The 6648-nt window shown below is 36.2% G+C and carries 4 protein-coding genes, 2 tRNA genes and 1 rRNA gene; 1 reads left to right on the forward strand and 6 read right to left on the reverse strand.

The window, feature by feature from the left end:
* Positions 1 to 58: 58 nt before the first annotated feature.
* From HNR69_RS02245 to dsdX, 5 genes are all read right to left on the reverse strand, one after another.
* The gene (locus HNR69_RS02245) at positions 59 to 1456 is read right to left on the reverse strand and encodes a nicotinate phosphoribosyltransferase (protein WP_075293591.1); all 1398 of its coding nucleotides are present in this window, start codon (positions 1454 to 1456) and stop codon (positions 59 to 61) included.
* A 454-nt stretch (positions 1457 to 1910) separates the two neighbouring features.
* Positions 1911 to 1986: transfer RNA gene (locus HNR69_RS02250), tRNA-Asn, on the reverse strand.
* Positions 1987 to 1992: 6 nt separating this feature from the next.
* Positions 1993 to 2068, reverse strand: a tRNA-Phe gene (locus tag HNR69_RS02255).
* A 230-nt stretch (positions 2069 to 2298) separates the two neighbouring features.
* Positions 2299 to 3615, reverse strand: coding sequence for a D-serine ammonia-lyase (dsdA, locus tag HNR69_RS02260; RefSeq protein ID WP_075293592.1), 1317 nt, complete (start codon positions 3613 to 3615; stop codon positions 2299 to 2301).
* 10 nt (positions 3616 to 3625) lie between these two features.
* Positions 3626 to 4963, reverse strand: a complete 1338-nt coding sequence (gene dsdX / locus HNR69_RS02265; protein ID WP_075293593.1) for a D-serine transporter DsdX — start codon at positions 4961 to 4963, stop codon at positions 3626 to 3628.
* Between the two features lie 189 nt (positions 4964 to 5152).
* Here dsdX and dsdC point away from each other — a divergent pair, with 189 nt between their 5' ends.
* On the forward strand, positions 5153 to 6091 hold the full coding sequence (dsdC, locus tag HNR69_RS02270; RefSeq protein WP_075293594.1) for a DNA-binding transcriptional regulator DsdC: 939 nt from the start codon (positions 5153 to 5155) through the stop codon (positions 6089 to 6091).
* Positions 6092 to 6369: 278 nt separating this feature from the next.
* Here dsdC and rrf read toward each other — a convergent pair.
* Positions 6370 to 6485: ribosomal RNA gene (gene rrf, locus HNR69_RS02275) — 5S ribosomal RNA — on the reverse strand.
* Positions 6486 to 6648: the final 163 nt, after the last annotated feature.

Raw genomic sequence — 6648 nt, forward strand, 5'->3', positions numbered from 1 at the left:
AAAAATAAAAGATGATACTTTTTCAAATATCATCTTTTTCTCACTGTATAAAATATGGTCATACTAAAAAGGACGTGGTCCGCAAGCGGATTTCCGTTAAGTTTTCTTCGATAAAAAGTTTTCCATTGAAAAAAACGGTTTGTAACTGATTAGTTTGTCCATTTAACTCAGATTGTTTAATTGTTAACCAATCACTTCCCTGTTTGACTAAAGCCAAAACACCTTTTTTAGAACGCTTACTTTGACTGGTAATGGGATCCTTATAAATCTCTTGCCACTGTCCATTAATACAAATGGCACTAGCTTTCATTGCCCAACTCATGGTATCACGATTGACTTGTTGCAGCAGTCCTCCCCCCATGCCGAAATTAACATTCTCGGCACTAAATCCTTTTTGCATAACAGCATCAAGAATTTTTGGTAGACTTTGAGCATTGATGCCGTCTCCTTGGATAATGCGAAGACAATCAGGTAAAACTTTGTAGCCTTTTTGATTAAGAATATAACCAAATTTATTTGCTAAAATTTCTAGGGTTTTGCAAATAATCTCTATAGGATTGCCACTGTCAGGTCGAATAATCAATCTTCCACCTTTTTCAATCACTAAATCTTTCAGTTCCTCGCCCCAAATATGTTCCAGGGCATGCCAAAGATCATAACTATCCGATACTACGGAATAAAGTTTTCCCTCTCCACCAAAGCATTCAATCATATTTTGGTAAGCATTTATTTCCCGATCTTTACCCCACGAAGTGATCGTGCTATGTTCGGCAGCAGGAATAGAAAATGCAGGCATTTCATTAATGTTATACCAGCGTTTTGCAGCAATTAAAGCAGAAACACTGTCTGTTCCTTTGAAATTAACTAAATGAGCTAATCCCCCCAACGCAACAGTTTCGAGGCTTGATGCACCTCGTGCACCAAAATCATGTAATTGAAAGTCTAAACCGGATAGATCATTTGCAGACTTTATTAAAGCTTGTCTAATTTGCTTTTTACAAAAATAGGAAAGACTTGCAACAGTGGAAGGATACCAAATTGCCCTTAAAAGTGCGGTTTCTAAATAGCCGACTAACCAAAAAAAATCAGGATCTGTATTGGTTATTTGACAAACCACGTTACCAACAGGTAAGACCGTTCCTTCTGGTACAGCTTCAATTTTTAAGGGTAAATAACCTTGATGTTTATGTATTAGATGTTGCCAACCATCTCTATAAAAAGGCAATCCGTGTGCTTTTAATACAATTTCTGCTTCATCAACATCTTGTTGGCAAATAGGTTTAAGCAAATATTCTTTGATAAAGGCCTGTAAACCGAACATCACTACATCAAAACTTTCTCGACGAGCTTCAATATAATAGGAAATATATTCTGTTCCTTTGGGATATTGCAACCAATGCGAGGCTTTATAGCTGTCTACATTTAAGATTAAATTAGTGAAATTTGATGTATACATATCATTTTTCTTAATTTTTAACTAATTAATTTGAATTTTGATGTATATACTTTACCAAATTAACAAAAGAAAAGCACTTTTGTTTTATTATTAAGCATTATTTAACGTTTAATTTTTTTAATTTTCTTTGAAAAAAATATACCTTCATCATTACCCATTTTTTCACACCTCACCAACATTGGTTCTGCAAGCACTGCAAATGCACTATTTCTATATTACAAGCAATATAACTTGTGCTTGTTGATGCAGATATTAGCATAGGGAACACTGAAAGGCGGAACTACCATGTCCTGAAGACATTAAGTTTAATATGAATGATTGATACTATTAAAATGAATTAAATTTAAATTGGGAAAATCTATTTTTGAGATAAATTCTTGACTTTCTACTTGACACCCTCTTAACAAAACAATAATCAATAAGGCATCGTTCTATAACATAACTAACATAGAGTTGGCTCCTCCTGCTGGACTTGAACCAGCGACATATGGATTAACAGTCCACCGTTCTACCGACTGAACTAAGGAGGAGTAGAATGGTGCCTCGAGGCGGAATCGAACCACCGACACGGGGATTTTCAATCCCCTGCTCTACCGACTGAGCTATCGAGGCAACAAGTCAGTGGTGCGTATTAAACGTTTTTTTCTTATTTAAGTCAACAATAATTTTTAAAAAATTACAAAATCTTAATTGTTTGCTTGTTTAACAGGCAATATGTTTGCAAATAAATCAGAATGCACTTAAAAATAAACAAAATAGTGACTATTTATTTCCAGTACTCTCTAAAAATCTACCGCACTTGCACTCTTTCTTCTCCCCAAAACCAACTTGGGGAGAATATTTTAAAATCGCCCGAGTGACAAATATTTTTGCATCTCAACATCAGGCACCATTCCACCACCAGTCGCCCACACTATGTGTGTTGCATTTTCCAATTGTTCTTGTGTGATGTGATATCTTCTTAAATAATCGGGGTGATTGATATGCAACGGACCTATCATTCCTGCCAAAGCAGAAGGCTCAAGTTGAATATTTTCTGTCTTATGCAATAGCCCCAGTAAATCATATAACTTTTGATCTTCAATAGTATAAAAACCGTCTAACAAATGTTCCATTGCCCGACCAACAAATCCTGATGCACGCCCTACTGCTAAACCATCAGCAGCTGTGATATTATCAATACCCAAGTCTTGTACAGCAATTTTATCATGTAACCCTGTATAAACACCGAGAAGCATACAAGGTGAATGAGTCGGTTCAGCAAAAATGCAGTGTACATAATCGCCAAATGCCAATTTCAATCCGAATGCAACACCGCCAGGTCCACCGCCAACACCACAAGGAAGATAAACAAAGAGCGGATGATTTTCATCTACTTTTATACCTTGTTCCAAAAATTGTTGTTTTAGTCGTTGACCTGCAACGGAATAACCTAAAAAAAGTGTTGTCGAATTCTCATCATCAATAAAAAAACAGTTCGGATCAGAAAGAGCAGCCTTCCGTCCTTGAGCGACCGCTACACCGTAATCTTGTGTATATTCCACAACATTCACACCGTATGAACGCAACTTTTGCTTTTTCCATTCTCTTGCATCGGCTGACATATGCACACTAACTTTGAAGCCGAGAACAGCCCCCATAATACCGATGGAAAGCCCCAAATTCCCCGTTGATCCTACTGCAATACTATAACGGCTGAAAAAATCTTTGATCTTTTCATCACACAATTGACTATAATCATCATTTTCGGTAATTAAATGGTGTTCTAATGCCAATTTTTCTGCGTAAGCCAACACTTCGTATATTCCGCCTCTTGCTTTAATTGACCCTGAAATTGGTAAATGACTGTCTTTTTTGAGCAATAAACGTCCTTGTATTGGCATATGATAATGATCGATTAATGCCGATTTCATCTTATCAATAGATACCAGTTCAGATTCTAAAATACCTTTCGTTTTTTGAGTTTCAGGAAAAGCACGACAAAAATAAGGAGCAAAACGCTGCAAACGTTCCGCCGCCTGTTGAGTATCGGATACATCCAACCCAACGTAAGACAATCCTGTTTTTACCCCCGCACTTTTAGGATTAAACCACATCACTTCTTCAAAACGCATTAATTTTTGAATGAAAGGATCTTGCATTAAATGTTGAATTTTCATAATGATACCTCTAAATCACTGTTGATAATAAAAATGTAAACCCGAGTGCTAATACGGAAGCGATGAAAGTTGCACCGGTATAATATTTAAAAATGTCATTCAAGGTTGCACCGCAATATTGCTTGACCAACCAGAAGAGAGAATCCGTTACAATAGTGCATCCTATCGCACCAGAACCAATAGCAAGGACAATAATTTCGGGGCTAATATCAGGGTAAGTGACAAGTAATGGCGACACGATTGCCGTTGCTCCCATCATTGCTACCGTTGCAGAACCCACTGCGGCATGTAAAACAATAGCAACAAGCCATGCCAATAGAATAGGATGTGTATTAAAATTTGCTAAAATCTCAGCCAATCCATCACTTAATCCGCTCGCCTTTAAAATACTGTTAAATGCCCCTCCGGCACCTATAATCAGTAAAATATTACCAATAGCCATAAATCCATTTTCAGTATTTTTTAATAAGGATTCCATACTTTGGTGATGTTTTATACCAAGCAAATAATACGCAACAAATGCCCCAATAAGCATAGCAGTAATAGGATTGCCAATCACTTCAAGTGCGGTATAAAAAACAGTCTTTTTTTCTATGGTCAATTCAGCAAGCGTTTTAAACAGCATTAATACTATCGGTAACAAAATTGTAAATAATGTAGCAAATAAAGACGGAAGTTCATGTTCTTGACGTACCGTTAAAGAGGAAAATTCCTCTGGGACTTTCTTAAACGGAATTTGACGTTTCATCATACGTAAAAACACGGGACCAGCGAATAGTGATGTAAATAACCCAATAAGTAATCCATAAATAATGACTTTTCCCATATCTGCACCTAACGCATTGGTTACATAAAGAGCAGCAGGATGAGGGGGAACAATACAATGAACAGCCATAAGTGCGGTACACAACGGAATAGCTAAAGTTAATAATGATACTTTAGTACGTTTGGCAATCGAAAAAGCTAAAGGAATCAATAAAACCACGCCGACTTCAACAAAAAGTGTAATACCACAAATCAATCCGATCAAAACCATTATCACATCAAGTGAAAGCCATCTAATTTTTTGAAGTGTCAATCCAATCCGTTCAGCTCCGCCAGATACCTCAATCATTTTTCCTAAAATTGTTCCCAGTCCTATAACAGCAGCAAGGAACCCCAATGTTCCGCCTATACCGTTTTCTATAGCATCCAGCATTTCTAATGGTTTCATTCCCATCAAAATTCCAACATAAAAACCTGACAGTAACAATGCTAAAAAAGGATGAAGCTTTAACTTCAAAATAGAAAAAATAATAAGTGCCAAACCTGATATTAAAACTGCGATAAGGTAAAGTTGAGTATTCATAACGGTATCCTTATTTTTGTAACAAATAAATGAAGAAACATATTGATTTAAACGGATTACCTTTGCATTGACAAACGATAAATATTCACCATAAGATGAAATAAAGTTAAGCATAAATGTGATTTTTGTCGCAAAAAACGACTATAATTTGAATTAAATTAAACAAAAATCTAATTTTAGGTATAAAATATGTACAATATAGAACAAAAATTACGGAAAAATACATCAATTGATCGTCATCAGTTGGCTAAATTACATACCTTTGAAGTGTGTGCAAGATACCTTTCTTTTTCTATGGCAGCAGAAGAATTATGTATTACCGCAAGTGCAGTGAGTCATCAAATTACAAAATTGGAGTCCGACTTAGGATTTCAGCTTTTTAAACGATCTCACCGTAGAATTATGCTTACTGAAGAAGGAATTCAGCTATTTCACACCTTGCAACATTCGCTTAAGTTATTAAATAAAGAAATTTTTGAAATACGTAATCAAGAAATCAGTGGCACATTGACAATTTATGCTCGCCCTTCCTTAGCTCAAAGTTGGCTTATTCCTGCTATAGCAGGATTTAATCAAAAATATCCGTTTATTACACTGAATATTTTGACTGGCAATGAAGTTATTGATTTCAATAGGTATAAAGTAGATTTAGCTATCTATTATGATGATTTATATAGTGAAAATTTACATCACTATGAACTCATGCCAGAAAGCGTTATTCCTGTTTGCAGCCCTGAATATGCCGAGAAACATAAACTTTATGGGAATCCGAAATCTTTAGAACACTGTCTATTGCTTCATGACGGACAAGCGTGGCATTACAATTCCGATTTTGAAGAATGGGAGAGTTGGTTAACATATTTCAATTACAGTCTTAATTTAAACCAAGTACAGTCCATGGTATTCGACTGTTCGAATTTAGCATTAACAGCTGCAATTAACCATATTGGCATCGCAATGGGGCGAAAACAGTTAATCACACCTTATTTAGTTAATGACCAATTAATAACCCCTTTCAAAGGCTTAGAAAAACCGTGTAATCAGCGTTATTATATTGTAACACCTTACAAACACAATCAAAACATTCATACAGTAATTCATTGGCTAAAGAAACATATGACTTTTTAATCGCACTTTTACCTACAAGGTAATAAGACAATAAGGCAAATTTACAATGGTCTGAAGTAGATTAGCAATTATATCTGTCCATAAAAAAAGAGCGGTAAAAAAACAATTTTCCTACCGCACCTCTTCACGCTGCTTCATTACCCTACTTTTTATAACTACCTTGTTATCACCTTATTACTTTTTTTCTCCCAGTTTCCTCTTCCCTCTTCTCTCTTCCCCGCCTTATCCCAAATAACAAAAAACCCTGAGTGTCTCCACTCAGGGTCATATCATAAAAAACTTGGCGGTGCCCTACTCTCACATGGGGAATCCCCACACTACCATCGGCGTTACAGCGTTTCACTTCTGAGTTCGGCATGGTGTCAGGTGGTCCCACCGCACTATCGCCGCCAAGTTAAATTCCTCTCTCTTATATCCCGTCTCTATCTCTTCTTCAATAAAAAAACAAGCCTCTACTTCAAGTCTTCCTCTATGCAAAACACTCAAGATTGTATGGTTAAGCCCCTCGGGAAATTAGTATGGGTTAGCTCAATATATCACTACACTTACACACCCCA

It is taken from the genome of Histophilus somni (genome assembly GCF_014202395.1).
In the GTDB taxonomy this organism is placed as follows: Bacteria; Pseudomonadota; Gammaproteobacteria; order Enterobacterales; family Pasteurellaceae; genus Histophilus; species Histophilus somni.

Bases quoted from the DNA above. Each gene is read 5' to 3' on its own strand.
- HNR69_RS02245 (WP_075293591.1), bottom strand. From the start codon at position 1,456: ATGTATACATCAAATTTCACTAATTTAATCTTAAATGTAGACAGCTAT.
- dsdA (WP_075293592.1), bottom strand. From the start codon at position 3,615: ATGAAAATTCAACATTTAATGCAAGATCCTTTCATTCAAAAATTAATG.
- dsdX (WP_075293593.1), bottom strand. From the start codon at position 4,963: ATGAATACTCAACTTTACCTTATCGCAGTTTTAATATCAGGTTTGGCA.
- dsdC (WP_075293594.1), top strand. From the start codon at position 5,153: ATGTACAATATAGAACAAAAATTACGGAAAAATACATCAATTGATCGT.